Raw genomic sequence first — 23258 nt, 5'->3', positions numbered from 1 at the left:
CCGAAATGTAGCGGCTATTGCATCCCCTCATCCACATCCCTAGTGGATAGATTTACGCCACACAGCACTAAACCAAGGCAGGCGGTTCAACTGATTTGGCAATCACTCCATCCAGGCGCACATTGGACCAGTTAACACCCCGCACAATCGCACCAGTCAAATCAGCACCACTCAAGTTGGCATAGGATAAATCAGCACCACTCAAATCAGCAAAACAGAGCTTAGCGCCCTGTAGGTTTGCCCCCTGCAAGTTTGCCTGCCTAAAATCACTCAAACGTAAGTCCGCTCGCTGTAGTGATGCATCGGATAAATCGGCAAATGTGAAACAACTGCGCAATACTAAGGCTCGACACAAGTCGGCTCGCTTCAAATTGACCCAGCTTAGATGGGCTCGCCAAATCATCGCACCCACCAATTGAGTTGCTTCCAGATTCGCCTGGTTCAAGTTAGCCCATGTTAAGTCCGCATAATTCAGACATGAGCCATTCAGCGTCGCTTCAGGCAGCTGGGCCTCACGCAAATCTGCTCGATCAAACTGACGCTGACCAATGTTATATCGTCTAATTAACTGAGATGCTTCCAAAGGTGGTTCCTCAACCGCTAGTGCAGAGTCGGATAGGGTTACATCGCCCAAAACAGCAACTTGTCAGTACAGAACCGAAAGTGTGCAGGCTTTTGTAAACTTATATTAACGTAAACTAATGTAACAATTTACGAGACACGACGCAACCTCAGTTTTTGTGGCTAATGCCCTTTGCATCATGAAACATTGAAATACAGGCGGGGTAGCCTAATGCTTCAGTTTCCTTCAATTATGTTGAACTCCGGTTCACGTAACTTCATCCCATAAACCTTATGGTCGATGGGGTTGCTTCGTAGCAATCCGTGGTAACAATATCGAAAATAACAGAGGTCAATTAGGCGATTAATGGCAAAGCAGTGGTTATGGAGCTCACTTTTAGGTTTGTCGATGCTTTTGCCTGGGACAGTGGCCCTGGCGCAAATTGAAACGACGCCGGAGCCAGAAGACGCTTATACCCAAGCAATGAACCTGGGCTATACCTATGCAAATCAATTTGATTATCAGACAGCACTCATTAACTTTCGTCGGGCTTTAGAGGAACGGCCAGATGATGTTTATGCCCTGAATGCGATCGCAAACATGGAGTATTACATCAAGCGTAATCGCCTTGACGCTATTCAAGCAGAGGTCGATACCCTTCAAGCCCGGCTAAACCTGGCAGCTCAAACCAAAGATTGGGTCTGCGTTACCGCCACTGTCGATGAGCTTATCCCCTATGCTGAGGGCCTAGAACGAGAGCGTCTAACCGGCTATCGCAGCCAACTCACAGGCGTTCTCGACTCTCGCACAGATGTAGAATTTTGGTCTACAGTGTGCAGTCCCGATCAGCCATTGCAATAAAAACTGGTATTACAGGTCCGCTAGCTGACCGTCACGAGATAAGGTTTTACCCGTCAGAGCCGCTTCTAGAAACTGTTTTGGAGGGTCAATATAATTTCCGTCGAGTTTGACTCGAAAATCATAGTGTTCGCCTGACCCCAGACCGCTATTGCCAGTCAGGGCAATCACTTCGCCGCTAGTAAATTGGCCCGAACGGCACTCATTTTCTAGCAAATGCAGGGACTGAAACACTAGTTTCGGGTAGGATTCTGTAGTTTGATTGGCAACCCAGCCACCGCCATCCACATCCCACCAGCATTCCACCGTAACCTGGTCTCCCGTCACCCCCACCGCATACACTGGGGTACCTGACGGGGTCGCCACATCCACACCATTATGGGGCACATTAATGGCACCTGTTACCGGATGCACAGGCCGGATGCGCATATGGTCAGTGACGTCATAACCTGCGATCGTATCGCCCGTCTTCAGGGTCAACGCACTCTGAAAATCAACTATGGCTCTCTTAGGCCCTGACAGCCGCAGGTCTAACACATAGAGAATGGGCAACAAAATAAGTGACGCGCAGGTTGCCGTCAGGGCTAGCTTTGGCAATCTGCCAAGGGAAAATCGAAGCTGTTTGGTTTGAGACGCTCCTTGATTAGTAGGATAGGGCTTTACCTGGGTATTAACTGAATCTGACGACCATGCTGTGACTGTCCGAGCCTGGGCTGTGGGAATATCCGTTGCAAACGTTCCCCACGGCTCATCACTGACTGGAGAGCTCCCTTGATCAATAGGCGGTCCCACTTCATCGGCAGTGACAATAACCAGCTCACCATTGCCTAGTTTTTCCAGTAGCTCTGAAATACTGCCACAACCCACCGCTTGCGCCGCCGCTTTTGAACCGTGCCAGGCCTGCGCAGATACTGTAACGGTACAGCGACGTTTAGCAGGGGCAGCTGGCGACTGAGGAACGTTATTCACAGATAAACACAGCCTCGCGGACATTTTCTGCCCCTTATCCTACTGGAATCTCACCGGAAGGCAAGGCAAAACTGACAGGTTGGTCAGTCCCACACGTGACCGACACAACAACAGCCCCACAGAGTATAAAATAGGGCCGTCCTGCATCAGCCCCCACCGTGAAGTCCACCACAGATATCCATGCACTGATTCGTGAGATACCCGATTTTCCCAAACCTGGCATCCTTTTCCGAGATATTACAACTCTGCTACAAAATGCTGACGGCCTGAGAGCCACTATTGATCTGATGGCAGAACAAGCCGTCAACCATCAGCCAGACTGCATCGTCGGCATTGAATCCAGAGGCTTTATCTTTGGCATGCCCCTTGCCTACCAACTCGGTCTGAGTTTTATCCCCGTCCGCAAACCCGGCAAGCTCCCCGCCGCTGTCCACCAAGTCTCCTACGCCTTAGAATATGGGCAAGATAGCCTCGAAGTACACCAGGATGCTCTAGATACCGGTCACCGCCCCCTGATCGTAGATGACTTACTGGCCACTGGCGGCACAGCAGCAGCCACAGCAAAGTTGATTGAGCAGACTGGCGCAACCATTGCAGGCTTTAGTTTTGTAATTGAGCTAAGCGAATTGAATGGTCGCCAAAAACTCCCTGACGGAATTCCCATAACCACGCTACTGTCATACTGAGATCACGCCTGTAGGGGCGCAGCATGCTGCGCCCCTACAACGAAATTCTGCACCCAACTTTAATTTCGTTGCCCATGACTGCAGAGCCCACTTCTACCCAATCTCGTTCACCATTGCAAACACTGCAGATGGTGCTCACCAGTGAGACGACGCTCTATGTGCTCAAGCGCATTTTGCAGGCATTATTGACGCTTCTACTGGCCTCAGCCTTTAGCTTTTTTATCATTCAGCTAGCACCCGGGGACTTTTTAGATGCTCAGCGACAAAATCCACAGATCTCTCCTGAAACTATCCAGCAGTTTGAAGAACAGTTTGGACTCAATAAACCCATTTGGCAGCAATACTTTCAGTGGATTTACCAGGTGGTCACCAAGCTCAATTTTGGTGTGAGTTTTGCCTATCAACGCCCAGCGGTAGAAATCTTGGCAGAGCGTATCCCCAATACGTTGCTGCTATCCATTGCATCCATTATCGTTACCTGGGCCATTGCAATTCCTCTGGGCATCATTGGGGCCGTTAATCACAACAAATTTACCGACCGTATCCTACGGGTACTCAGCTACATTGGCCAAGGTTTTCCCGCCCTAATTACGGGTCTGCTGTTGCTATTTTTTGCTCAGCTCACCACTCCCCTATTTCCAGTGGGCGGACGCACCAGCATCAACCATGACGACCTCAACTGGATTGGCAAAGTGCTAGATGTGGCTTGGCACATGATCTTGCCGACACTGGCCCTCAGCATTACCAGCTTTGCAGGCCTACAGCGACTGATGCGGGGCCAAATGCTCGACGTATTGCGACAGGACTATATCCGTACTGCCCGCGCAAAAGGTCTCCCAGAAGAGCGAGTCATTTATACCCACGCCCTGCGCAATGCCATCAATCCTTTGATTACTTTGCTAGGGTTTGAATTTGCAAGTTTACTGAGTGGTGCATTTATTACTGAATATTTCTTCGGCTGGCCAGGTCTGGGACGATTAACGTTACAAGCAGTGCAGTCCCAAGACCTGTACTTGATTATGGCCAGTCTAATGATGGGAGCCACCATGCTAATCGTTGGTAACTTGCTGGCTGACCTGGCGCTGTCCTTTGTGGACCCGCGCATTAAACTCTCAAAGATGAATTAGACCATGCAGCCTTTTAGGTCCTACAGTGGTCTACTTGTCGGCTTTATAGTATTTGGCATCGTGATTTGGTTAGCGAACCGGGTCCACGGTGAATTAAACGACCCAGGCTTTGCCCAAACGATATTAATTGCCGTTTCCGGTTGGGCCGGGGGATGGTTAGTAGGGTTCCTGGTCGCTCCAAACACCAGCAATGAACTAAAAAATCTCTCTCAAGCCACCTCTACCATTACGGCCTTCGTTGCCGGGTTCATCATGGCAAAAATAGAACCTTCATTTACCCCGATCTTTGCTGATGGCCAGCTGATGAATGAACCCATCTACGGCATTCGTGTATTAATCTTTATCATCTGCTTTGTGGTAGCGGCTATTAACATGTATGTATTCCGTGAGTTTAACGGACGGTATTGAAACATGTACGCTGTGGTTTCTCCAGAAAAAATTCAACTTCCCCCAGGTACGGTCATGCGAAGGCAGCGTGCATTAAAGCTTACTGTCCTTGGTAATGCTGGTTTGGACAATACAACTGCATTTTAGTGTCATTGAATTGTCCAGTTGCCAAGCTCATCTCGATAGAGTGTTTCATCAGAAAACTCAAAACACAACGTTTCTGAGTGGAGTAAATCCCCTCCGTGGCGTGGCATTTTAAGATACATGGCTACTTGGTCCTCGTTGACGAACACAAGCACATAGATATCGTCACGCTTTTCTATACCGGTTCGAACTTCTACATCCCAAGGAAATCCAAGGGTAGATTGGGCCATATTATTGGTGGTATATGGCCCAAGTACACACATGCGATTCCAAGTGTTAGGGCCAATGGAAGCCAGGTTCAATTCACGATCATTGGCTTGCAGATCGGCGACAAGACTGCGCTGGGGAAATAGTCCTCCCATGCGGCATCCAACCATAGTGGACAGCAGAAGGATAACTAATAGCAAGTGGCGATAGGTCATCAAGGCATGCTGTCCAGTAACAGTGCACTAATAGGTTATTCAACTTTCACCGGCTCACGCTGTCCGTCCGCTGAAATATCCACAAAGTACCAACCCTTTTTGTGGCATACCTTTTTGCATCAACTGTTTCAAATCTCGTATGTAGCTTCAGCAACGTTCGTTCTCTTTCTGATGAAAAAGTTGTCTACCCCCCTCAAGGAATGAACTATGATTTTTAGTTTGACTTCTAAACAAAGGTCTCTAGCCAACCACCCCCACCTAGATCAATTAAGCTTCGCAACAGGAACGTAGGCGATTGAGAATTTTTCTCTTAGCGTAAGGATAAAGCAATTCGTATACTATGTTCACCAAATCTTACTATCTACTACGCTCCACCCACGACGGGCAATATCTCGCTGCGAAACCTCGCAATACTGAAACCTCAAAAGGGTTTTTGATGCTTTTTAACGCTGACTATGAAGCCCTTAGCTATGTTAATCAGCATGCAGCTGAAGTCGCTAATCGCTTTGCCGTCGAACCCATCAGTGGGCCACAGCTTAAGCAAATGATGGAGCGCTGGGGCTATGAGGGGGTAGGAGTCGTTAACGATCCGCTAGTGCCACAGGTAGAGTTTTTAAAACGTAGTTAAGTAAGTTTTGAGTTTTGAGTTTAAGAGAATACATCAAGTTGCCTTAATAATTTTTAGGCAGTCCACCCAAAATAAGAACTTAAAACTTAAAACTCAAAACTTACTCCATTAGCTCCGCTAACTCCATCCACCGCTCTGTTGCCGTATCAATCTCCGTTGTCAGATCTGCCAATCGCTGAGACAGTACCTGCATTTCGTTGTAGTCGCTAGGTGGGTCAGTATACAGCTGGTTTTCTAGGGTTCCTTTTTCTGCTTCTAAAGTTGGAATTTTCTCTTCCAAAGAGGCATACTCACGCTTTTCTTTATAGGAGATTTTCTTGGGCTTTGATGAGGTTTGAGTTTTGGGTTTTGAATTTTGAGTTTTCTGTGGTTTGGCAGCAGCTTCCTGTTTAAGTTTCTTTTTCTGTTCAGCTTTCTCTTTATAGTCTAAATAGACTGAATAGTTTCCAGGATACTGCTTGAGATTACCTAACCCTTCAAACGAAAACACGTTTTCAACAGTACGATCGAGAAAATAACGATCATGAGAAACAACAATCACACAGCCGTTAAAGTCTTCTAGATAGTCTTCTAGAATGCCTAAGGTCTGCACGTCTAAATCATTGGTAGGCTCGTCCAGAATCAGTACATTAGGAGCCTGCATCAACACCCGCAACAAAAACAGACGTCGTCGCTCACCACCAGAAAGCTTATGGATCGGCGCATATTGCTGATCGGGCGGAAAGAGAAATCGTTCCAGCATTTTAGAAGCGGTAATCACCGTACCATCGGCAGTGGTTACCAGCTCAGCCACGTCCTTTAGATAATCGATCACCCGCTGGTCTTCATTAATGTTCACATCGTCGGAATACTGGTCAAAATAGCCGATGTGAATAGTAGAACCAATCTCAACGATGCCAGCATCAGGCTGCTCGCGCCCGGTGATAATATTCATCAACGTGGACTTGCCCACACCGTTGGGGCCAATGATGCCAATGCGATCTTCTGGGGTAAATAAATAAGAAAAGTCTTTGATCAGAATGCGGTCATCGTAGCCTTTGGTGACGTTTTCTAGCTCAATGACTTTTTTACCGATGCGGCGACCGGCAGTGGCAATCTCCACATTGCCCTGGACTTGCTTAAACTCAGCATTTTGCATATCGCGGATGCGATCAATGCGGGCTTTTTGTTTAGTGCTACGGGCCTTGGCACCGCGCTGTAGCCACTTTAGCTCACGTCGGAGCACTCCAGCGTGCTTTTTCTGGCTGCTGGCAGCTGCATCTTCTTGAGCCGCTTTTTTCTCTAGGTAATAACTATAGTTGCCTGAGTAGGGATACAGCTCACCTCGATCAATTTCTAGAATGCGGTTAGTGACTCGATCCAGGAAATAGCGGTCGTGGGTAATCAGGAATAGGGCACCACGATAACGGCCTAGGTAGTCTTGGAGCCACTCTACCGACAGGGCATCAAGGTGATTGGTAGGCTCATCCATAAGAATGAGGTCGGGTTCGGAGAGGAGGGCGGTTGCGATCGCAATCCTTTTCCGATATCCCCCCGACAGCGTTCCAATCTTGACATTAAAATCCTCAATTCCCAGCTTGGTCAATATCACCTTCGCCTGAGTCTCTAGCTCCCACGCATTCGCCTGATCAATCTGCTGAGATACCCGTGATAGCATCGCCATCAGCTGGTTCGTATCTCCTGTCGCGTCCGCCAACCGAGCAGAAATCAGCTCATACTCCCGCACCAGCGCCATACTGTCACCGCTATCGGCAAACACCTGCTCCAGTACCGTCAGGTCTTCATCCAAGTCTGGCTGCTGGGGCAAATAGACAATTTTGCTGCTGGCATTCTTCCAAATTTCGCCGCTATCGATGGGTTCTATACCCGCGATCATCTTTAGCAGCGTTGACTTACCCGAACCGTTGGTGCCAATCAGCCCCACCCGGTCCCCTTCCTCAATACTAAAGCTGGCATCCCGAAGAATTTCCTTAATGCCAAAGTCCTTATTTATGTCCCGTAAAGCCAGCAGAGTCATTAGTCAACGCAGAACAACCGTAGCTAGTGTAACGTGGGTGGCCGACCTATGATTCTGGACCAGCATCCCATTAATGGTGGCAGCTGGCTCAATGCCGCCATACCTTAACTCAACAATGCCCCACGCATACTGTCATAGTCACGGACCTCAATAGACATTAGACATTGTTATTGCGTTAAAGAAATAGATAATGGTGTCTTTTTTATTTTGATGTTATCCCATCTTTCCAAGACGAAAATCATCCAATAAAGTTGCCAATCAACTGAAGATTTTTCACAAACTTTAAACACCTGGGGTACTTGATGAATAGAGAATTGAAGACTCGTGGACCAGCCCAATTTATGACGGATTTGACTTCAGCATCTACGTATTATGAGCAAAACCTGGATGCGTTATACCTTGAAGGACAACAAATTTTAGGTAATAGCGACTATCTTCCAATCAACACCAATTAGTCTGGAATAATGTTTTAACCCATGGGCTTGCTGTACTTCAAAAGGTTGCTACTTAAATACCAGAGAGCATCACTACCACTAAAGATTAGCGTGCCTTTCATTGTGATGTTTCTAGGTTTCTGGGTAGTCAGCGTTGCTACAGTAGGAAAGTTTTTCTCACATAAGTTAGAACAAGATAAAAAGGAGCAGGCAGAAGAACTTGCTGCTTTGGTTGAGAGAGATATTTATCGAGAAATGGCTTCTCTACGGCAAGGGGCCCGTTTTTTATCCATTGAAGCCTTCATAACTCAGGCAATCATCAATCAAGATATCAATCAACTCCAGCAAACAATACTCCCCCTCGAAGGGATTTTAGAGACCGATATTACTAATATTATCGATCATAATAAAAGACAACTATTTCACGACAAAGATACTAAACTACAGAGTTTCAATCTTAACGACCAAGAGATCAATAACCTACTAATCAAAGGATCAGAGATTACTGATGTTGTCAGTAGCCATAATTTTGGACCTCCTGTTTTAATTGGTACTGCACCCATTAAAAATGATCAAGGGGTAATCGGCGGCGTTCTACTGGGTACAGCCCTTGATAGTGATTTTCTCAATCAAATTAATTTAACGATTCAAGAACAGATCATTGTTTTATCAGATGATGTAATTGTCGCCTCCACATTTTCATCTGACACTGTCCATTTAGATCAACTAAGTCTCGATAATCTCCAGGATTGTATTACTATCGATCGTCAGAAATTCTTAGCGGAGTCTATTTCTCTGGCTAGCTTCGATGGTGAACAGTTTCAGCTAGTGCTACTGATTTCCCAACAGTCGTTAACTCAGGCAAAAGACGCACTTTGGTTTTTTATCGCCATTGTCACATTAGGTGGGTCATTTATTACCTCTATCCTTGGCTATTGGATTGCAAAAAGAATAGCCAGACCCATTCAAGATATTACTCTGATAGCACAACAAGTAGCCGGAGAAAGTCGCTTTGATTTACGGGCACCTGCCAGTACGCAAGACGATATTAGTATTTTAGCCCTGTCTGTCAATCAGCTGATTGAATGGGTTGGCCATTATACCTATGAACTAGAAGTAGCGGCCCAAACATTGGAAAGCAGAGTACAACAGCGAACAACAAAACTATCCAACACCTTAAAGGAGCTAAAAGCGACCCAAACCCAGCTGATTCAAACTGAAAAAATGTCTAGCCTTGGCCAGATGATCGCTGGCATTGCCCATGAAATCAATAATCCGATTAGTTTTGTGCAAGGTAACATCGAGCCTCTAAAGGAATATTTTGAGGATTTACTAGAGCTGATCAAAACTTACCAAACAGAGTATCCAGAACCGTCCTTAGCAATTCTTCAAAAGTTAGAAGAAATTGATTTTGACTTTTTATTAGAAGATTTGGATAAGCTCTTGGGTTCAATGAATGTGGGAACAGAACGAGTCCATGAAATTGTTCAGTCGTTACGCAATTTCTCCCGTCTGGATGAGGCCACGGTCAAAGATGTTAATATCCACGAGGGCATTGATAGCACATTACTGATCCTCAATCACCGCATCAAACACGAAGTCACCGTTGTAAAAAAATATGGTGAGCTACCCCTAGTGCGCTGTTATCCCGCTCAGCTTAATCAAGTATTTACTAACGTAATTGTCAATGCCTTAGATGCCATGTTTGAGGCTAATTGCGATCGCAAAAAGCTAAAAATCATCACCCGCAGGGTTGATAACAAGCATGTTCAAATTATTATCTGTGACCGAGGTCCCGGCATTCCCCGCGAGATCCGCAGAAAGATTTTCGACCCCTTTTTCACAACAAAACCAGTGGGTAAAGGGACAGGTCTAGGCTTAGGCATTTGTTTTAGGATTATTCAACAGCACCACGGCAAAATCCGAGTACGCTCTAAGGTAGGTAAAGGGACTGAGTTTCTTATCACCTTACCCATCGACGTATTACCCGCTGATCCAGCCATCGCCAAATCCGCCAGAGTCGCAAGTTAATAGGGTAGATCTTCAGACTGCCAATCCGGACTGGACTCCGCCACCAAGGGCAGCTGCCCGACATCTGTACGATACCCCTTATCCCGCTGATCTGGTTCTCGTTTACGTGGGGACTGTTTGCGTCGACGGGCAATATTCTCCTCCGTAGTCTCTTCTGCAATCACTTCATACAAGATCGCTAATTTATTCCCATCTCCCTTACGGAGCACACGACCTAAACGCTGAATATATTCCCGAGTAGAGCCACTGCCTGATAACAAAATTGCAATTCTCGCGTCAGGAACATCCACCCCTTCGTTGAGCACATGGGAAACAACAATGGTCTTATAGTCTCCTGTGCGAAAGCTTTGCAAAACCTCACGCCGCTCTTTTACCGGAGTTTGATGGGTAATGGCAGGGATCAAAAAATCTTGGGAGATTTTATACACTGTGGCATTGTCATTGGTGAAAATGATGGTGCGTTCAGGGTAATGCTGAGCCAACAGATCTTCTAATACCCTCAGTTTGCCAGCGGTGCCCAGGGCAATATTTTTAGCCTCACGATGAGCCAGCATTGCCCGACGCCCCGTTTGCGAACGTGCACTGGCGGTGACAAATCGCTTCCATCCCTCAGGGCTGCCAAGCCAAATCCGAGACTGCTGCAAAAAGTCGTTGCGTCGTTGAATCAGCTCTGCATACCGCCGCCGCTCAATTTCTGACAAAGAGACTTTTAGCTGCACAATTTGATAGGGGGCTAACGCCTGACCAGACAATTCAGCCGCCGTTTTGTGATAGACAACTGGCCCCAGTAGCTGATCGAGATCGCTATGGCGTCCATCAGCCCGATCAGGGGTAGCGGTGAGCCCCAATCGGTAGGGTGCGATCGCATATTCAGCAATCACCCGATTAAAGTCACTGGGCAAATGGTGGCATTCATCGCACACCAATAGGCCATAGCGATTGCCCAAACTCTCTGCATGGATCGCCGCACTATCGTAGGTCGCCACTAAAATATCGGTGCGATCGCGACTGCCCCCACCCAACAAACCAATATCCGCATCGGGAAATGCCGTCTCTAAATGGGCATACCACTGATGCATCAAATCTAATGTGGGCACCGTAATCAAAGCACTGCGGGGAATAGCCTGTAGCGCTAATTGAGCCAGGTAAGTCTTACCCGCCGCTGTCGGCAAAACCACCACCCCTTGCCACCTGTTTTGCTGCCAAGCCTGGAGAGCTTCGCTTTGATGGGGATAAGGTTTAAACGTCAGACGAGGCGTTAGTTCCAAAGCGGTAAAGTCAGACGCCTGATCATTCACCTCCACCTGCTCACGACGCAGCGTCTCTAACAATGGGCGATAGCAGTGGGCCGGGATCCGAAACCGTTCAATGCGGTCATCCCACACGGCATGATCAATCCACCCCTTACCTCGCGGCGGCGGGTGCAAAATTAATGTGCCGCGATCAAACCGCAGCGTGGGTATACGCACCATACACAGAAAACATAAAAACGGGTTGCGTGAAGACCGCAACAACAACAGTAGCTAACTATACCAAGCTCAGTTATCTACCCTAGTTCCTGATTAAAGGAACGTTAAGTCTCCTACATTTTTTATCAACTACGTAGAATCACCGAGGCCGTTTATGGAGATTTGGTGACAATTAAATCAACTATCCGAGAACCCATGCAGCTTTGCTCTGGAATCGATAGGTTCAAAATTGTATTTATCCGTAGCATTTACCAAGGAGAATCGTCATATGGATATGTCAATGATTCTAGGTTTGACTCTTGCCGGTTTAATTATGCTGCTCAATGGCAACAAACATCAGGGAAAAGAGTCCAAAACACGATCCGGTAACTCATCTGAGTTTATAGTCAGCGTTGGCGGCGACGGCGGCGTCTCCATCAGCCCTAAGAAAAAATCCTGAGACTTTAGAGACTAAGGTCCATGGGCTCACGTTTGTTTGTCAACCCCATGCAATGATTATCCGTCATCCTTAACCCGTTCTAATACCAATCGGAATTCAGTCACTCCGATTAATCAGGGACAATCCCGTAGGGGCAATCCCTTGTGGTTGCCCTTCGATATTGGGTGCAGATAACCAGGATGTTATATAAGACCAAATCCGAATTCAGTAAGCCCGATTAGAAATGAGCAATCCCGTAAGGGCAATCCCTTGTGGTTGCCCTTCGATATTGGGTGCAGATAACCAGGATGTTGTATAAGACAACAATTCAAAATTAAATTAAACACCTGAGGGGGGATTCGCAAAATTGTGAATCCCCCCTCAGATGTAATTATCTAAAACCAGCGCAAGAGAACCCTGGTTTATAGAACAAACCCTAGTAAGGTGAGTGACTATTTAAGAAATCACCCCACTCTCCACTGTCTATTCCCCATTGCCCCTAGCCAGGCGTCTTCTCCGGCAACAGGCACTTATCAGAATCACAGCCTGCCGGACCAGCTTCAATCAGTTCACCCGCATCATAACGCTCTAACGCTGCATGGAAATTCTCGGTGGAACGACGGGCTAGAACCTCGTTACACAATTCCTCGTAGCGTGCTTTATCAATGGGTTCAAACGGCAAACGTGGGAATGTTTGCAGATCATCAAAGCGTGCCAGTAGGGCCGAAGAAATATAGCCTTCGTCATTTTGAATCGCCCGGTGAATGCGTTCTGCTAGAACCTCAATTTCATTTTCACGAAATTCGATAGTAGCCGAGGTATTATGCGCCGTATAGTGCCGCTGTACCTGCATGTAGAAATCAAACTGAGTCAGGGCAGAGAACTGCTCAATGGCAATCTGATCTGCCCCTGGCAAATTAGCCCAGGGCACCTCCACAGGCATTTCCACTAGCCACTCAGTACAGCGGGGATCAAAAGGATCGTTTAGCAGGTTGCCGTTCTCATCTTTATCAGACTGGGATGGCACCACCGCATAACCATAGTCAATACAAGCCAGGGCCACCGGATCATCCTTGCGGAAGGTAATGCGACGGATAAAGCGTTGGGACTTAGGTGGATGCCAACCAGAAGACGCACCGCTGAGGAGACTCTTCGTACCAGCAGGTTGCACAGTTGTGCAGCGGTTGGGACGCTTGATGTTATGGCGATCGCAATAGTCCCAAACCGTCCCATGGACAATGGCCTTCCAACGGCTTAGATACTCTTGCTCCTTGGCCTTAAACTGTATTCCCTGCATGGTATCTGGGCGACCGGCTTCCCACCATTTCAGCCAGTCCACTCCAAAGGCCTGCACAAAGAAGTCAAATAGTCCGGTAAAGGACACGCCGACAATGGGATCATCCAACCGTGATTGCTGATAGCGGGGTTCAATAAACTGGTGATTGAGCAAAGCAGCAACTGCGATCGCACCGGCACGGAAGGCATCTTCCTGTTCTTGCAGGTTCTCTGGATCAATTTGGTTCAAGTGAATTTCCGCCAGATTGCAGTGGAAGTTCTGGCCCAAAATTTCACCGCAGGGGTTTAGGCCATAGCGCCCTTCGCCCTGGGCACGGCGTTCTGCTTCACCCGCCCACTGAATCGCCCCTTCACCGGAGTAAAACTGCTTACGCACCGCATTGGTCATTTCCTCCAAGGATGGCTTGGTGTGGAACACCCGCGTGTGGTTAGCCATACGCAGCGCATCACGCTCAGGGTCAATTCGCCAGTTGCCGTCAGCATCCTGTTGCCACAGATTATCTTTAGCCGCCGCCGCTTGCTCATCATGGCTGTCAAACTGACGCATCCCCGCCGACCGCCGGATATTACCAGCCACCACACAGGCCGCAGCTTCATCAATTAACAGACAGCACTCCACAGAGTTGAGCTTACGGCCAATGGCTTTATTTAAAATTGTGGCGCAGCGATTGTATAGCCCCGGCAGCTTCACCGGATTGGCCATGCCGCCAAATCCCTTCAACTTTTCCCCCGCAGGACGCACATCACTCAGATTAACGACCACATCTACATCACCCGTGAAGTCTTCACGGCTGGAAAGCTCTAAAATCGTCTGATACGACATCACCCAGCCATTACGACTATCACCAACACGGATCTCAACACGGTTGCCATCCACCACGACATCCGTTTCTTCACGACGCTGAGCCACAGGCGTAGCCCCCACATCGCCAGCCATGGTCACCGTTAACCGATTACGAATCACTGGCAGCTGATCGATGTATTTAGGCTCTAGCATCGCACCGGTGCCACAGCCCATCATCGCTAAATCCATCATCAGACCAAAGGCACGCCAGTCCACCACATTGGTGCTGGTACAGTTATAGGCCCCAGAGAAATTTTTCTGCTGCCTACTCCACTCAGTCCCCCCGACCCAGAGCCAACGACCCGACGGCAGCGCCTTTAATTCCCGCTGCATTCGCTGCACCAGGGCCTTTTCGTCCGCCGTCAGCTTACCCAGTTCCACCAGACCGCCTAGGGTGCGATCGCAAACGTCATACCAAGATTCCCGCTGTCCATCGTCCAAACGACGGCTATAGGTACGATAAAAAACTGGATAGGCCGCTGGCGCAGTTCCAGGGAAAGGCGTTTTTGTACGTAGTCGTTCTAACTCTTGAACCATTCGTCTGGACTTCCTTACGAATCTAAGGGTGTGAGTGAAATAGGGTCGTTAACGATGGGGATATACATCAAACCTTGGGAAACAGCACATGTAGCGCCAATGATGTCCCCAATACTTGTTAACACTCTAAATGTGCTATGGCACATGGAAATAAAGCCTAACACCACCATCAAAAAAAATCTAGCGTCTTGCCTTTAGGGCGAACGCTAGATGTAGCGATCAGTAAATTTTTTATCCATTACGTGAACTAAAACCCCTAAACAGCCGTCAATCCTAACTAACGAACTAATCGACGATTTAGCAAGATGACGTAAGGGGAGACGATATACCGTTGTCAGGCTATATTAATTGCAAGACCCAGGGGTATTTACATCCACATCCAAGAAACGTTCAAGGCCTGATTCCATTGGATCAAGGCTATTTTTTAAAGCTCAGTTTTAGGGTTGTGAGCCAGGTGCGATTTAAAAAGTGGTCAAATTACTAAAGTTACTAATAGGTTGACCGGTAAGCTGCAATATGAGGGTAGCCATATATAGAGGACCTAAAGAATATATGGTTATAGATACTCTAATTGGCACTGGGCTTACATAATGCTCCATATAGCATTCTCGTGGTGTTTGGTAAAGATTTCCTGTCTTAACGATTAACTCAATTCCTTTTACGGGTTTTTCCGAAGTTAGTTCTACTTCCCTGTATCCAATGCTGTGAATCAACCCATTGACCATGAGCCATTCAGTAGTGTTGTCCTCTCCATTAACAGAGACAGTGCAGCGGCCATGTGACTTCACGATTGCTATTTGCACCTATAACGGTGCCCAGCGTATTCCGGCTGTTCTCGATCGACTACAGCAGCAGCTTAATACTCAAATACTGCGCTGGGAAGTTTTTGTAATCGACAACAACAGCAGCGATTCTACAGCTGCAGTCGTCCAGGAATACCAGCAGAAGTGGTCGTCTGACATTCCGTTGCGGTATTTATTTGAGGGTCGTCAAGGGGCCGCTTACGCTCGCCAGCTAGCCATGGAAACGGCTAAGAGCGAGCTTGTCGGTTTTTTAGATGACGATAATTTACCGGCTGATAACTGGGTAGCAACGGCCTATAAGTTTGGCCAGCAGCACCCACATGTTGGGGCCTACGGCAGTCAAATCTATGGCCAGTTTGAAGGCACGCTCCCCGATGACTTTCATCGGATCCAGTCATTCTTCGCCCTAACTCAGCGAGGTGATGAAGCCCATGTTTATCAGCCTCGCCAGCGAGTCTTGCCACCCTCTGCAGGTCTAGTGGTGCGGCGGCAGGCTTGGTTGAAAAACGTCCCCCGTCAACTCATTTTGACCGGGCGTCATGACGAACAAATGCTCACGGGCGAAGATTTAGAAGCCATCGCCCACATCCGCAGAGGTAACTGGGAAATTTGGCACAACCCCGACATGAAGGTTTGGCATCAGATCCCAGCCCGTCGTTTGCAGCGCAGTTATCTGCTGCCATTTTTCCGAGGCATTGGCCTCAGCCGCCACGTGACTCGCATGCTCAACATGCCCTCCTGGCAGCGTCCCTTTATGTTTTGGGTGTTTATAGCCAGCGATTTGCTTAAAGCCCTACACCATGTGGTGACTTACCGCACACTACTCCAAACCAAGGTTGTCCCGGCATGTGAGCTAGAATTCTATCTTTGCAGCTTGGTCAGCCCACTTTATATCTGGCGTTTACTATTGCTTAGGTTTCTAAAAAATAAATCTTGAGATATCAATTATCTCAACTACTTTGGGAATATAGAACCGTAGGGACTGCATAATTCTGCGCCTCCTGATGTCAGCCCTCCAAGGCTATGTTTATTTGATACCTATGACCTGTGTCAGTGCTGCACTCATCCTGCCCGTTCGAAATCGTCAAGCCTATACATCAGCCATTTTGCATCAGCTGAGGGCTCAAATTTCTGCGTCCTCAGGTGCACATACCATCGAAGTGATAGTGGTGGATGATGGGTCTACCGATGGGACACCTGAGTTGATTCGCCAAACCTTTACAGCGGTTCACTTACTACAAGGGGATGGCGAGCTTTGGTGGACGGGTGCGATCGCAACCGGCATGAACTTTGCCCAGCAGCAACTGCAAACAGACTATGTCGTTTGGCTTAACGACGACATCACGTTAGCAGACGACTTTATATCCCAACTAATCCAGGTATGTCAGAAAAATTTAAATAAAAAAGTAATCACCGGCGGCATCGTATGTGCTCAATCTCACCCAGACTGGATTGTATTTGGCGGGGTGATTGCCAGCCAACCCATTAATAACCTGGAGCAATTTAGCGATAGTCCAATAATTCCAGTAGATACCTTAAACGGCAACATTGCCGTCATACCCACTGCATTGATAGCAGACATTGACCTCCCCAATGCCAAACGATTTCGCCACTACGGCGGTGATTACGAATATATCTGCAGAGCGAAGGAAGCAGGGTACAAAGTGCAACTGTCCAATCAACTAAACGCAAGCACTGATTGGCAAACCAGTGACGTCATTCGCTACATGCCCCTGTGGATTCAATGGTATATCAGCCAAACCTTTACGGATAAGCTCAAGGTTCTCCAAAGCTTAACTAATCGAAAATCGCCCCATAACGTCGAGCACATGGTTAACAGCATCCATCGGCAGTCTAACCATGTACCCCGCTGGATCTACCTTATTTTTCATCTCAAAAAACTCATAAAACTCGTTAGTAGCGCCCTCATTCCCGCATCGTTACGCCACAAACATGTTCAAGCTTATTTCCAAAAACATAACGTGCCCTCCGACGTTGTGCAATCTGTCTTGCAATAGCTGAGTTTCGATGAAAATATTACATCTCAGCACATCAGATGCGAATGGCGGAGCGGCTCGGGGTGCCTATTGGATGCATACGGCCCTCAAACGAGCTGGCGTTGATTCCCACATGCTCGTGGCCGAAAAATATACTGATGACTCAACAGTAATTGGCCCCAGTGGCATTACAGGAGGACAAAAAATTCTTAACGGTATTCGTCAAACCGTCGAATACTGGCCCTTAAAACGTTATCCCCACAAATTACCAGGGCTCTTTTCCCCGGCTATTTACCCCAATCCAGTTATCAAACAAATCCAACAAATTAAGCCAGACATCATTAATTTACACTGGGTTGGGTTAGGGCTGCTCAGGCCAGAACAACTCAAAACATTTACCCAGCCCATCGTCTGGACATTACGGGATATGTGGAGCTTTACCGGAGGTTGCTGCTACACCCAAGGCTGTACTCGATATCAACAGCAATGTGGCCGCTGTCCTATGCTGGGCTCCACTCAAGAAAAAGACTTATCTAGAAAAGTTTGGCAACGCAAATATCATGCCTGGCAAAACCTGAATCTAACCTTAGTACCCATTAGCCAATGGGTAGCTGACTGCGCCAGCAAAAGCACTCTATTAAACCAATATCCTGCCCAAGTCATCCCCAATGCCGTAGATACTGATATTTTTCGTCCTATTGACAAAAATATCGCCCGTGACATTCTGAAACTGCCTCAACAGGATAAACTCATCCTTTTTGGTGCGTTAAGTGCAACCACTGATAAGCGCAAAGGCTTTGACCATTTAAGAGCTGCTCTAAATACACTAAAAAGTAACAATACCTTGCCTCTGCGAGCTGTCATCTTTGGTGCGAACAAAATATCACCATCAATGAAACTCAATATCCCTCACACTATGCTGGGACGCCTAAACGACAATGTCACACTGGCACTCGCCTATTCAGCCGCTGATGTGATGGTAGTCCCTTCTGTTCAAGAAGCCTTTGGTAAAACCGCCATTGAAGCCATGGCCTGCGGCACACCAGTGGTATCCTTTGATGCCACTGGCTTACGCGATATTGTTGAACATCAAAAGAATGGTTATCGTGCCGCATGCTTTAGTGCTGAAGACTTAGCTAAAGGTATTGAATGGACTCTTGAAAATACCGAGCGTCTACAACAACTCTCTCAACAATCTCGACAAACTGTAATTACAAAGTTTTCATTTGAAGTCCAATCAGCATCCTATAAGCAACTTTACCAAGAACTATTGCAATAAATTTGAGAAATCACCTTTGCACTAATTAACCACTATTAATAAAGTCACCTAGTTAATAAAACCACCTATTAATTTTTATCTGTGTTCCTCATATGATGACTCAAAAGCACAAGCACCCATATACAGCATCTCCTATCTTTATTGTTGGCTGTGCTCGCTCGGGCACCACTCTTCTGCAAAGCCTGCTAGCCAGTCATCCCGATATTGCTTCATTCCCAGAGTCCAAATTTTTTGTAGATCTTGTTTGGATGCCAGAAGAATGCTCACGTCGCTATGCCTTAGGTCTAGTTTCTAAGGAAATGCGCAACACAATGGAATCGTTTTTGCATGAAGTTGGGCATCCAGAACTCACCCATAAACTTCCGCGTTTACCCCTCATTCAGGCCTACGTTCGTAGCTTTAAAGAAATAATGGGCGAATTGACCCATCTACAGAAAAAATCTATCTGGCTAGAAAAAACCCCTGAACATTTACACCGACTGAAATATATCGAGCACTACATGCCAGAGGCGAAAGTGATCCATATTGTTAGAAGCGGCATGGATGTCATTGCTTCTATATATGACTTAGCTCAGCGTCATCCCAACCATTGGGGACGCACCTTTAAAACCCTGGATAATTGTATTCAACGTTGGACTGAGGACATTGCCATCACGCATCAGTACCTGGATAAGCCTAACCATACCTTGATTCACTATGAACAGATGGTTAGCCATCCAACAGATGAAGTCAAACGCCTCTGTCAGTTTATTGGTGTCCCCTTTGATGATCACATGCTCGAAAACTATCGGAATACATCGAGCCAATTAATCCGATCTCGCGAAACGTGGAAAGCCTCAACTCAAAAAAATATACAGAATACAAATTCTCAGAAATTTTTATCAGTGTTTACCAGGGAACAGCAAAATTACGTTAAGAACCTGGTGCAACAAGTCAATTTGCCAGTTTTACCAACACAAACATTGGCCTAAGGCTAGCAATAAAAGCACAAGGAGCCATGGTCGCTACGCAGAACAGCTGAAGAGACTTTTAGAGTACTTTTCTAGGAAAAATGTATTAATACTAAATTCTGAACAACCAGTCCAAAATCCAGAAAAGGTGTAGGGGAAACCGAACTACATTAGCGGAAATCTACAATTGGGTTCTAACTTACGATGTATCAATATATGGTGCGGCATGCTTTATGCACGTTTAATACAAATCCGATAAAAATGGACAATCCTGTAGGGGCACTCCCTTGGGGATGCCCTTCAATAACGGGCACCATCAGTCAGGATTTTGTATAAATTAGTGCATAGAGCCAACACCGTTAGCAAGTCTTAATGAGTCAGAGTAAATCTAAGTCATGGCAGTTGTTCAAGAAACGGGAAACATCAGTATCCATACTGAAAATATTTTTCCCATCATCAAAAAGTGGCTCTATTCCGACCATGAAATCTTTCTGCGGGAGTTAATTTCCAACGCGGTAGATGCCATCAGTAAGCTGAATATGGTGTCCCGAAGCTCCGACTTCACTGGCGAAGTCGGCGAGCCGGAAATTACCATCGCTATCGATAAGGACGCTAAAACTTTAAGTGTTAGTGATAATGGCATCGGCATGACCGCTGATGAGGTTAAGAAATACATTAACCAGGTAGCCTTCTCCAGTGCCGAAGAATTTGTATCTAAGTATAAGGACAATACTGACCAGCAAATTATTGGTCACTTTGGCCTAGGGTTCTATTCATCATTTATGGTGTCCGACCGAGTCGAAATCGACACCTTGTCCTATCAAGCAGAAGCCACTGCTGTCCATTGGTCCTGTGATGGCACTACCTCCTTTGAGCTGACTGATTCAGAACGAACTGACCGAGGCACCACCATCACCCTACATTTGATGGAGGAAGAGGCTGAATACCTGGAGACGACTCGCATCCAGCAGCTGATCAAAACCTACTGCGACTTTATGCCTGTTCCCATCAAATTAGATGGGGAATCTGCCAATAAACAAAATGCTCCCTGGAAGCAATCCCCCGGTAACCTCACCGATGAGGATTATCTAGAACTCTATCGCTATCTCTATCCGTTCCAAGAGGAGCCGCTGCTTTGGGTCCACCTAAATACGGACTATCCCTTTGTCGTTAACGGTATTCTGTACTTTCCAAAGCTCCGCCCCGACGTCGACGTTACCAAAGGGCAAATTAAGCTTTTCTGCAATCAAGTTTTTGTCAGCGATAACTGCGAGGAAATCATTCCACAGTTTCTACTACCCCTGCGCGGTGTCGTCGATAGTACCGACATTCCCCTAAACGTCTCCCGCAGCTTTTTACAGAATGATCGCACCGTCCGTCGCATCGCTGACTACATTGCCAAAAAAGTAGGTGATCGTCTCAAAGAGCTATACCGCACTGATAAAGCAAAATACATTGAGTGCTGGCAAGATTTGGGCACCTTTGTTAAGTTTGGTTCCCTCAATAACGACAAGTTCAAGCAGCAGATTGCCGATTTTATAATTTTCCGCACCACGGCAAACCTCGCCAGCGATCAGCCAAAAGTTGAAGTGCAAACGGCAGAAGACGATGCCTGGCAGTCGACAGATGAGGAAAGTGCAGCCATTGATGCCAAGGGTAATCCCTACACCACTCTCAAAGAATATTTAGAGCGGAATAAGGAGAAGCATGAAAACCGAGTCTTCTATACAACGGACGAAGTGTCCCAAGCCACCTATATCGATCTGCACAAGCGTCAGGGACTGGAGGTCCTTTATCTAGACTCCTTTATCGACACTCACTTTGTACCGTTTCTAGAGCGTGAATATTCTGATGTCAAGTTCTCCCGTGTAGACTCTGACCTGGATGACACCCTCATCGACGAATCAGCGGGTAGTGACATTGTCGACCCAACCACTAATAAAACTAAGGGTGAGCGGGTGAAGGAGCTATTTGAAAAAGCCCTCGCTCAGCCCAAGGTTACGATTCGAACCGATGCCCTCAAGTCTGACGATGTCCAGGGTGCACCGCCTGCCATTGTGCTACTTCCCGAAGAAATGCGCCGCATGCAGGAAATGATGGCGATGATGCAGCAGCAGACGGCTCAATTTCCTGAGGAACATACCTTGCTGGTGAATACGGCTCATCCACTGATCCAGAATCTGCTAGACATGAGTCAGGGCGCAATTGTACAAGCTGACGGTGGCGAGTCTCCCACTGCGGCCATGGCCAATATGATTTGTCAACATGTCTATGATCTGGCTCTAATGGCGCAAAAAGGATTTGATGCCGATGGCATGAAGTCGTTTGTGGAACGCTCCAATAGCCTGCTAACAGGTTTAACCAAATCGTAGGCAATGGCCGTTTTCTTGAAGACCTCATAGGTGTTTCTTAGAAAAGGCTATACCGGTTGCAGGCTCCCCCTGTTGATCTATCGTGTACACACAAGTCCTGGAAACTAGCGTTTGCGCTTGTCTAACCCCCTCTAACTCCCCCTTGGTAAGGGCTACCGTGTATACATAAGTCGGAGAGTCGCTCCAAATCTCGAGCCCACTCTGCGAGAAGAGCAAAGCTCTACATCCCCCAACCCCTTACTCCCTAAGGGAGAAGGGGGGCCTGGCCTCAAAGTCCTTCGCCCCCAGGGAGAAGGATTTAGGATGAGGGCCAATTCAAGGTCAGGTCTACTTTTTGGGACATTATCTTCTAGATGTGTATACACCGTAGTTGGTAAGGGGGAGGATCGGAGTTTCCCCTCTTGGTAAGGGGGGATTAAGGGGGGACTGCAGGATTGTGAACTCCCTTTCGAGATGTGTGTACACCGTAGCCCTTTTAATGGAATAGTCCACCTTTTCCAAATTAGGAATACTGGGGTTTCCCAATTCTGGGGAAACAAGACTCAAAGCCCCCAGTATTGGGGGTTAGGGGGCCTGCCCTCCTTGAAACCCCTTGGCCTGTTACTCAATTATGGAAATATCTTTTGATTAGAGAATCAGCCCTAAAATATGAGGGGGGTTGCATTTAAGAGTGCAGCCATGTAAGGATTAAGGACTGTATTCCAAGGACTGTACCATGAGCCGCAGATGTGATCTGACGAATAAAAAGGCCAATAATGCCTTTGCTGTTTCTCACTCTCACCGACGTACCAAGCGTCTACAACAGGCAAATCTTCAAGACAAACGGGTTTGGTGGCCCACAGGCAAACGTTGGGTAAAGCTACGTTTATCCACTAAAGCGATTAAAACCCTTGAAAAGAAAGGGATTGAAGCAATGGCCCGTGAGGCAGGCATTGATTTGAGTAAGTATTAGAGACTGTGGCACTGGTTCAGGCATTAATTTATTGAGTTTTCAATTGCCTGAGTTGATACAACTTAATGCTGCTTAC

General features: G+C 47.1%; 19 protein-coding genes. 13 read left to right on the top strand and 6 right to left on the bottom strand.

Features of this window, described 5'->3' with window-relative positions:
- Positions 1-67: 67 nt before the first annotated feature.
- Positions 68-634, bottom strand: a complete 567-nt coding sequence (locus tag QGP82_RS29960) for a pentapeptide repeat-containing protein (RefSeq protein WP_163667881.1) — start codon at positions 632-634, stop codon at positions 68-70.
- Between the two features lie 294 nt (positions 635-928).
- Here QGP82_RS29960 and QGP82_RS29955 point away from each other — a divergent pair, with 294 nt between their 5' ends.
- The gene (locus QGP82_RS29955; protein ID WP_163698414.1) at positions 929-1423 is read left to right on the top strand and encodes a tetratricopeptide repeat protein; all 495 of its coding nucleotides are present in this window, start codon (positions 929-931) and stop codon (positions 1421-1423) included.
- Positions 1424-1432: 9 nt separating this feature from the next.
- Here QGP82_RS29955 and QGP82_RS29950 read toward each other — a convergent pair whose 3' ends face one another.
- Positions 1433-2389, bottom strand: a complete 957-nt coding sequence (locus tag QGP82_RS29950) for a peptidoglycan DD-metalloendopeptidase family protein (RefSeq protein WP_163698416.1) — start codon at positions 2387-2389, stop codon at positions 1433-1435.
- Between the two features lie 158 nt (positions 2390-2547).
- Here QGP82_RS29950 and QGP82_RS29945 point away from each other — a divergent pair, with 158 nt between their 5' ends.
- From QGP82_RS29945 to QGP82_RS29935, 3 genes are all read left to right on the top strand, one after another.
- A complete protein-coding gene (locus tag QGP82_RS29945) occupies positions 2548-3075 on the top strand; it encodes an adenine phosphoribosyltransferase (RefSeq protein ID WP_163667875.1) in 528 nt (175 codons plus the stop codon).
- A gap of 74 nt (positions 3076-3149) precedes the next feature.
- A complete protein-coding gene (locus tag QGP82_RS29940; protein WP_431732049.1) occupies positions 3150-4202 on the top strand; it encodes an ABC transporter permease in 1053 nt (350 codons plus the stop codon).
- A gap of 3 nt (positions 4203-4205) precedes the next feature.
- Positions 4206-4610: a hypothetical protein gene (locus QGP82_RS29935; RefSeq protein ID WP_163667873.1), complete on the top strand. Its 405-nt coding sequence runs from the start codon at positions 4206-4208 to the stop codon at positions 4608-4610.
- A 128-nt stretch (positions 4611-4738) separates the two neighbouring features.
- Here QGP82_RS29935 and QGP82_RS29930 read toward each other — a convergent pair whose 3' ends face one another.
- Entirely contained in the window at positions 4739-5155 is a 417-nt protein-coding gene (locus QGP82_RS29930; protein ID WP_499061841.1) for a hypothetical protein, read from the bottom strand.
- Between the two features lie 340 nt (positions 5156-5495).
- Between QGP82_RS29930 and QGP82_RS29925 the strand changes: the two genes are divergently transcribed.
- Positions 5496-5783, top strand: coding sequence for a hypothetical protein (locus tag QGP82_RS29925; protein ID WP_006515333.1), 288 nt, complete (start codon positions 5496-5498; stop codon positions 5781-5783).
- Positions 5784-5883: 100 nt separating this feature from the next.
- Here the strand turns inward: QGP82_RS29925 and QGP82_RS29920 are convergent, their stop codons facing one another.
- Positions 5884-7800: an ABC-F family ATP-binding cassette domain-containing protein gene (locus tag QGP82_RS29920; RefSeq protein WP_499061839.1), complete on the bottom strand. Its 1917-nt coding sequence runs from the start codon at positions 7798-7800 to the stop codon at positions 5884-5886.
- A gap of 560 nt (positions 7801-8360) precedes the next feature.
- On the opposite strand from QGP82_RS29920, the gene QGP82_RS29915 reads away from it, so the two are divergent.
- Positions 8361-10265, top strand: a complete 1905-nt coding sequence (locus QGP82_RS29915) for a sensor histidine kinase (protein ID WP_499061838.1) — start codon at positions 8361-8363, stop codon at positions 10263-10265.
- Here QGP82_RS29915 and QGP82_RS29910 read toward each other — a convergent pair.
- Entirely contained in the window at positions 10262-11737 is a 1476-nt protein-coding gene (locus tag QGP82_RS29910; protein WP_163698424.1) for a DEAD/DEAH box helicase, read from the bottom strand. The two genes, QGP82_RS29915 and QGP82_RS29910, sit on opposite strands and share 4 nt — an antisense overlap.
- Positions 11738-12008: 271 nt before the next feature.
- On the opposite strand from QGP82_RS29910, the gene QGP82_RS29905 reads away from it, so the two are divergent.
- Entirely contained in the window at positions 12009-12173 is a 165-nt protein-coding gene (locus QGP82_RS29905; protein WP_163667862.1) for a hypothetical protein, read from the top strand.
- Positions 12174-12651: 478 nt separating this feature from the next.
- Here the strand turns inward: QGP82_RS29905 and nrdJ are convergent, their stop codons facing one another.
- The gene (gene nrdJ, locus QGP82_RS29900; RefSeq protein ID WP_163667860.1) at positions 12652-14829 is read right to left on the bottom strand and encodes a ribonucleoside-triphosphate reductase, adenosylcobalamin-dependent; all 2178 of its coding nucleotides are present in this window, start codon (positions 14827-14829) and stop codon (positions 12652-12654) included.
- Positions 14830-15552: 723 nt separating this feature from the next.
- Between nrdJ and hpsE the strand changes: the two genes are divergently transcribed.
- From hpsE to rpmB, 6 genes are all read left to right on the top strand, one after another.
- Complete coding sequence (gene hpsE / locus QGP82_RS29895) at positions 15553-16569, top strand: hormogonium polysaccharide biosynthesis glycosyltransferase HpsE (RefSeq protein ID WP_163667858.1); 1017 nt, start codon at positions 15553-15555, stop codon at positions 16567-16569.
- A gap of 67 nt (positions 16570-16636) precedes the next feature.
- Positions 16637-17650 (top strand): glycosyltransferase family 2 protein, encoded by a 1014-nt coding sequence (locus tag QGP82_RS29890; RefSeq protein WP_163667856.1) that lies wholly within the window; start codon positions 16637-16639, stop codon positions 17648-17650.
- A 10-nt stretch (positions 17651-17660) separates the two neighbouring features.
- On the top strand, positions 17661-18908 hold the full coding sequence (locus QGP82_RS29885; RefSeq protein ID WP_163698430.1) for a glycosyltransferase family 4 protein: 1248 nt from the start codon (positions 17661-17663) through the stop codon (positions 18906-18908).
- A 92-nt stretch (positions 18909-19000) separates the two neighbouring features.
- Complete coding sequence (locus QGP82_RS29880) at positions 19001-19879, top strand: sulfotransferase family protein (protein ID WP_499061837.1); 879 nt, start codon at positions 19001-19003, stop codon at positions 19877-19879.
- 374 nt (positions 19880-20253) lie between these two features.
- Positions 20254-22230 (top strand): molecular chaperone HtpG, encoded by a 1977-nt coding sequence (gene htpG, locus QGP82_RS29875; protein ID WP_499061836.1) that lies wholly within the window; start codon positions 20254-20256, stop codon positions 22228-22230.
- A gap of 715 nt (positions 22231-22945) precedes the next feature.
- Positions 22946-23182: a 50S ribosomal protein L28 gene (rpmB, locus tag QGP82_RS29870; RefSeq protein ID WP_006515318.1), complete on the top strand. Its 237-nt coding sequence runs from the start codon at positions 22946-22948 to the stop codon at positions 23180-23182.
- Positions 23183-23258 lie beyond the last annotated feature (76 nt).

Origin of the sequence: Leptothoe sp. LEGE 181152 (genome assembly GCF_032906605.1) — a bacterium.
Taxonomy (GTDB): domain Bacteria; phylum Cyanobacteriota; class Cyanobacteriia; order Phormidesmidales; family Phormidesmidaceae; genus Leptothoe; species Leptothoe turfae.
The sequence above is the reverse complement of the archived record's forward strand: the minus strand, read 5'-3'. Positions and strand labels throughout refer to the sequence as shown.

What these genes read in the sequence shown, in the direction of transcription:
- QGP82_RS29955 (WP_163698414.1), top strand. Translation starts at nt 929, where the DNA reads ATGGCAAAGCAGTGGTTATGGAGCTCACTTTTAGGTTTGTCGATGCTT.
- QGP82_RS29940 (WP_431732049.1), top strand. Translation starts at nt 3,150, where the DNA reads ATGACTGCAGAGCCCACTTCTACCCAATCTCGTTCACCATTGCAAACA.
- QGP82_RS29935 (WP_163667873.1), top strand. Translation starts at nt 4,206, where the DNA reads ATGCAGCCTTTTAGGTCCTACAGTGGTCTACTTGTCGGCTTTATAGTA.
- QGP82_RS29930 (WP_499061841.1), bottom strand. Translation starts at nt 5,155, where the DNA reads ATGACCTATCGCCACTTGCTATTAGTTATCCTTCTGCTGTCCACTATG.
- QGP82_RS29925 (WP_006515333.1), top strand. Translation starts at nt 5,496, where the DNA reads ATGTTCACCAAATCTTACTATCTACTACGCTCCACCCACGACGGGCAA.
- QGP82_RS29920 (WP_499061839.1), bottom strand. Translation starts at nt 7,800, where the DNA reads ATGACTCTGCTGGCTTTACGGGACATAAATAAGGACTTTGGCATTAAG.
- QGP82_RS29915 (WP_499061838.1), top strand. Translation starts at nt 8,361, where the DNA reads ATGTTTCTAGGTTTCTGGGTAGTCAGCGTTGCTACAGTAGGAAAGTTT.
- QGP82_RS29910 (WP_163698424.1), bottom strand. Translation starts at nt 11,737, where the DNA reads ATGGTGCGTATACCCACGCTGCGGTTTGATCGCGGCACATTAATTTTG.
- QGP82_RS29905 (WP_163667862.1), top strand. Translation starts at nt 12,009, where the DNA reads ATGTCAATGATTCTAGGTTTGACTCTTGCCGGTTTAATTATGCTGCTC.
- nrdJ (WP_163667860.1), bottom strand. Translation starts at nt 14,829, where the DNA reads ATGGTTCAAGAGTTAGAACGACTACGTACAAAAACGCCTTTCCCTGGA.
- hpsE (WP_163667858.1), top strand. Translation starts at nt 15,553, where the DNA reads ATGAGCCATTCAGTAGTGTTGTCCTCTCCATTAACAGAGACAGTGCAG.
- QGP82_RS29890 (WP_163667856.1), top strand. Translation starts at nt 16,637, where the DNA reads ATGTCAGCCCTCCAAGGCTATGTTTATTTGATACCTATGACCTGTGTC.
- QGP82_RS29885 (WP_163698430.1), top strand. Translation starts at nt 17,661, where the DNA reads ATGAAAATATTACATCTCAGCACATCAGATGCGAATGGCGGAGCGGCT.
- QGP82_RS29880 (WP_499061837.1), top strand. Translation starts at nt 19,001, where the DNA reads ATGATGACTCAAAAGCACAAGCACCCATATACAGCATCTCCTATCTTT.
- htpG (WP_499061836.1), top strand. Translation starts at nt 20,254, where the DNA reads ATGGCAGTTGTTCAAGAAACGGGAAACATCAGTATCCATACTGAAAAT.
- rpmB (WP_006515318.1), top strand. Translation starts at nt 22,946, where the DNA reads ATGAGCCGCAGATGTGATCTGACGAATAAAAAGGCCAATAATGCCTTT.